The sequence below is a fragment of the Frankia sp. CcWB3 genome (genome assembly GCF_977927595.1).
The window spans coordinates 1-4,620 of record NZ_CDWRCK010000298.1 but is presented as its reverse complement, the minus strand read 5'-3'; the positions used below and the strand labels follow the sequence as shown (position 1 = coordinate 4,620).

At 65.8% G+C, this 4,620-nt stretch carries 3 protein-coding genes and 1 pseudogene; 3 read left to right on the top strand and 1 reads right to left on the bottom strand.

From position 1 onward, the window contains the following. Positions 1-428: 428 nt before the first annotated feature. Positions 429-1,049, bottom strand: coding sequence for a TetR/AcrR family transcriptional regulator (locus ACY5KJ_RS17865; protein WP_462188170.1), 621 nt, complete (start codon positions 1,047-1,049; stop codon positions 429-431). Positions 1,050-1,181: 132 nt separating this feature from the next. On the opposite strand from ACY5KJ_RS17865, the gene ACY5KJ_RS17860 reads away from it, so the two are divergent. The 3 genes and pseudogenes from ACY5KJ_RS17860 to ACY5KJ_RS17850 all read left to right on the top strand — a co-directional run bounded on the left by ACY5KJ_RS17860 (position 1,182) and on the right by ACY5KJ_RS17850 (position 4,477). Continuing rightward, positions 1,182-1,673, top strand: a complete 492-nt coding sequence (locus ACY5KJ_RS17860; protein ID WP_462203903.1) for a redoxin domain-containing protein — start codon at positions 1,182-1,184, stop codon at positions 1,671-1,673. A 67-nt stretch (positions 1,674-1,740) separates the two neighbouring features. Further along, positions 1,741-2,725: pseudogene (locus tag ACY5KJ_RS17855) on the top strand (quinone oxidoreductase family protein). Positions 2,726-3,076: 351 nt separating this feature from the next. Further along, complete coding sequence (locus tag ACY5KJ_RS17850) at positions 3,077-4,477, top strand: TolB family protein (RefSeq protein WP_462203902.1); 1,401 nt, start codon at positions 3,077-3,079, stop codon at positions 4,475-4,477. Positions 4,478-4,620: the final 143 nt, after the last annotated feature.

The window sequence follows — 4,620 nt, the reverse complement described above, 5'->3', positions numbered from 1 at the left end:
GGCCGACCTCGCCGATCTTCCCGCCCCCGCCCGACGGCTGGTCGAACCGGCCGCCCTAGCCCCCAACCTCACCCCGGCCCTGACGGACCTGCTCGCCCGCACGCGCACCGCGCACCTCGCCTGTAAGACGCCCAAGGGCCAACACCGTGCTTGACCTGCAGCAACGCGCCCAGCGAGCGCAGCCGTCCCACGGGCGCGCGTAGCCCGGCCGCGCGGCGGGCCTGATCTCAAAACGAGAATCAGGGTGACCATCGCTGGACCCTGACCCGGATCGCCACCGTGATCGTCCGTATGTTCGGGGTGTCCTACACTCTCACCACGAGTCGTGGCTGCCGATCACTGATCACCTGCGTGGAGGGTTGGGCCGCGGACGCCACCTGGCACGGCCCGCGACTGCGTGCGACCAGCCGAAATACCGATTCCCGAGATCACGTCTCATCATCGCAGGAGTATCTGCGGACATGGTCGATGGCCATGTCCAATGCTCGAACGAGCGGGCGATCGGTGCGATAAGTCTTGCTCAGCAGCAGACCGCCCTGCAGTGCGGCCATGATGGCTTCGGCGAGCGCGGCCGGATCCGCTTCCGATCGAAGACTTCCCCGCTCGCGCATCGCGGTGAGTCCGGCAAGCAGCGGGGACTCCCATTCGGTGAAGCAGCTCTGCAGGACGCCACGGGTCCGCGGATCGCCATCGGCGAGCTCGTTGGCCAGGGACCCGAGCGGGCATCCGCCGGTGTGATCGACCGCGGCCCGTATCTCGATGATCTTGTCTCGCCAGTGCCCCAGGGCGGCCAGGGAGTCCAGGGAGTCCAGCTCCGGGCGCTGGGCCTGGACAACCTGCTGCGCCTGTTGCCGTATCACCGCCCGGATCAGGTCGTCCTTGTTGGCGAAGTAGTGGTACAGCTGCGACTTGCTGGTCCCGGTGACAGCCATCACATCGTCCAGACTCGTGCCGGCCGCCCCGCGCTCGCGCACCAGCTCGGCCGCGGCCGCCACGATGCGGGCTCTGGTCGCAGCACCCCGAGGGGTCAGTATCGGCACAGGCTTCATGGATCTCACGGACGGTAAGGCTAACCGAAACTGGACTTGTGAGTTCAATTCTAGCTCCGTACGCTGGACCAGACAGTCCACTACTCAAAGTGGCAACACCGCCCGACGCGACAGCGCGAGGGAGCAACAATCATGAATCGGCTCGACAACGGCCAGCTCTTCCCGAAGGTCCAGGTTCCCAAGGTCGGCGGAGGGTCCCTCTGCCTGCCAGAGGACCTGGCCGGCCACTTCGGCGTCGTCCTGATCTATCGCGGATCGTGGTGCCCGTACTGCAACGCACAACTCGCGGCGTTCCAGCGGGCGGGCGACGCTCTCACGGATCTCGATGTCCGGGTCGCCGCGCTGTCCGTCGACGACGAGGAGAGCGGCCGCAGACTCGTCGACAAGCATCGCATCGATTTTCCCGTCGGTCACAGTGCCGACGTCGACGGGATAGCCGAGGCGACGGATGCCTACATCAATGATGAATCCTCCGGCGACCCGCGGCGGTACCTCCAGTCAACCGGTTTCGTCCTGGCCCCCAATGGCAGCGTGATCACAGCTGTCTACTCCAGCGGCGCCATCGGACGCCTGGTCCCTGACGACGTCGTCGGGTTGGTCCGCTACATACGCGACCACGGATGAGCGCGCATCCCACCGTGGAGCCGCGGCCAGACAACAACGCATTCCGGGTAAGCGAGGTATACACACCGTGAAAGCTGTCCAGATACACCGTTTCGGCGGATCCGAGGTCTTCGAGATCGTCGAGACTCCCACTCCGGCGCCGGGTCCCGGTCAGGTACTCGTCCGAGTCCATGCGGCCGGCGTCAACTTCGCCGAGGTCCTCATGCGTGAGAACCGGTATGCGGTGACACCCGATCTTCCTGCCGTCCTCGGCATGGAGGTTGCCGGCACCGTCGAAGCCATCGGGGCCGGTGTCGGCGGGCTCGGGATCGGTGCCCGCGTCGCCGCGCCGCTGTTTGCCGCGGGCGTGTCATTCGGGGGTTACACGGACCATGTCCTGATCAGCGCCGACTTCGTCGCCCCGCTTCCACCGGAACTACCGTTCGAGGATGCGACGGCGTTGATGGTCCAGGGACTCACTGCCCTGCACCTGACCAGCACCGCCGAAGGGCAAGGCGGTGCTGGTCAGCGCCGCCGCCGGTGGGGTCGGCACGCTTCTCGTCCAACTCGCCAAGCACGCGGGGGCAAGGAGCGTGATCGCCGCCGCGAGTACCGCCGAGAAGCTCGACACAGCCCGTTCGCTCGGCGCTGACGCAGGAGTCGACTACACCCGACCCGACTGGGTTGAGCAGGCGCGCGCGGCGAGCGACGGAAACGGTCCCGATATCATTTATGAATCGGTCGGCGGCGCGGTGACGACCGCGAGTCTCGACGCGCTCGCCCCGCTGGGTGAACTCGTCATATACGGGGCACTCAACATCCAGGAGTTCCAGCTCGGCGTACCAGAGCTACTCGGCCTCATTTTCAAGAATCAGTCCGTGACGGGCTTCGCGCTCGCCCCGCTGCTGAGCACGCACACCCTGCGGGAGGGGCTCGCCGAGCTGTTCGACCTCGCCATCCGGGATGAGATCACCGTGACCGTCAGTGGAACCTATCCCCTGGAGAAGGTGGCTGAGGCACACCGGGAACTCGAAGAGCGACGCACGACCGGCAAGATCGTTCTGGTGCCGTAAGGAGAAGCTGACAGAGAAAGGAAACCAGGCTCCGATCCGCCGATATCTCACCATCGTCGTCTCAGCACAGTACGCCGCTGCGGCCACCGCGTATTCCTCCTCACCCGGGCTCCCGGCAGAACTCGATGAGGATCACGCGGTGGCCGTTTTGCGTTGCCGGTGTTCAGTACGGCTTCTCTGCATCCCAGCTGCTATTCCCGAACCCGCCGACGGCCTCCACCTCGTAAGGTTCTCCACGCTTCCGCGGACGATGACGGAACGGCCTTATCGATTATTACTCTGTAAGATTTTCCGCACACTCTCGATCTCTTTTTTGGATTAGTGTCATGTCCGACCGAGAAGGAGGTAGAAATGCACAAAACAAACCGCGCATCCATCCGTTCCCGTTTCGCGGCCGGTACCGCGGCAGTCGCGGTGGGGACCGCTCTCGCCACTGTCGCGGCGACGCCGGCACACGCCGCCGGGTCGTTCACGACCGACCTGGGCCCGGTAGAACTGGTGTCGGTAACCCTGGGTGGCACGGGCGGCGCCAGCGACAGCACACGGGTGGACTTTCCTGGTTCGCAGGTTTCCGCCGACGGCCGGTACGTCATCTTCGAGTCGGCCGCGTCCGGCCTGGTGGCCGGTGACACCAACGGCGACTGGGACGTCTTCCTGCGGGACCTGACCACGCAGACGACGACCCGGATCTCCGTCGCCAAGACCGTGACCGGCAAGGGGCGACGGGCGACCACGACGTTCACGCAGGTCGAGGGTTCATCGAGCGGCGGGGTGGCGCTTTCGGCCGACGGGTCGATCGCGGCCTTCACCTCATTTTCCAGCGAACTGGTGCCAGGCCAGCCGGGCCAGACCGGTGTGCAGGACGTGTTCGTCCGCGACAACCGCACGGGGGACGTCACCCTGGTCTCCGCGCCGACCGGTCTGCTCTCCAGCCACGTCGGCGCCCTCCAGCCCAGTGTGTCGGCGGACGGTTCGACCGTGTCGTTCAGCGCACGGACGAGCAGCGCGCCATACCAGATCTTCGTGTACAACGTGGCGACGGGGACGACGACGCTCGCGTCGGTGACGGGAACCGGCACCGACGGGAACGGCTCGAGCGTGGTCAGCAGCCTGTCCGCGGACGGCACCCGGCTGTCATTCCTGTCCTACGCATCGGACCTCGTCGCTGGTGACGTCAACGGCAGCGGCGACATCTTCGTGCGTGACCTGACCACGGGGCAGACCGTGCCGGCCACCGTCACAGCCGACGGTGTGTGGGGTGACGACAACTTCGCATCGCTGGCGCGGATCTCCGGCGACGGGACGAAAGTGGCGTTCTCCTCCCCGGCCACGAACCTCGTGCCGGACGACACCAACGGGCTCACCGACATCTTCCTCAAGGACCTCGTGACCGGCAAGCTGACCCGCGTGTCGACCGATCAGGACGGCAGGCAGTTCGACCGAACGGCGACGGCGCCGTGGATCTCCCAGGACGGCACCACCGTGGTCTTCAGCGCGTTCTATGCAACAGATGTATCGCCCGGGGTGCCCGGTGCCATCAGCGACATCTTCGTCAAGCGCCTGGACACCGGTTCGCTGGCCCTCGTCTCCACCAACAGTGACGGTGCCAGCATCAACTATTCGGCGCAGTTTCCCACGATCAGCACTGACGGCTCCCAGGTCGTGTTCCAGTCCTCGGCCGACAATCTGGTGCCAGAGTACACGGGTGGCATTGTACCGTTTCAGCAGGTCTACCACAAGACCCTGAGCTGACAACCCGCCGACCACCGGCCGTCCACGCGGACCTTCCGCGTGGACGGTTCCCGTTCTCAGGCGTCCCCGGTGGCCCGCTCGAACGCGGCGAGGAGTATTCCTGCCGGCCAGAATCCCTGGTTATGCCGGGTCTTCGAAGTTAA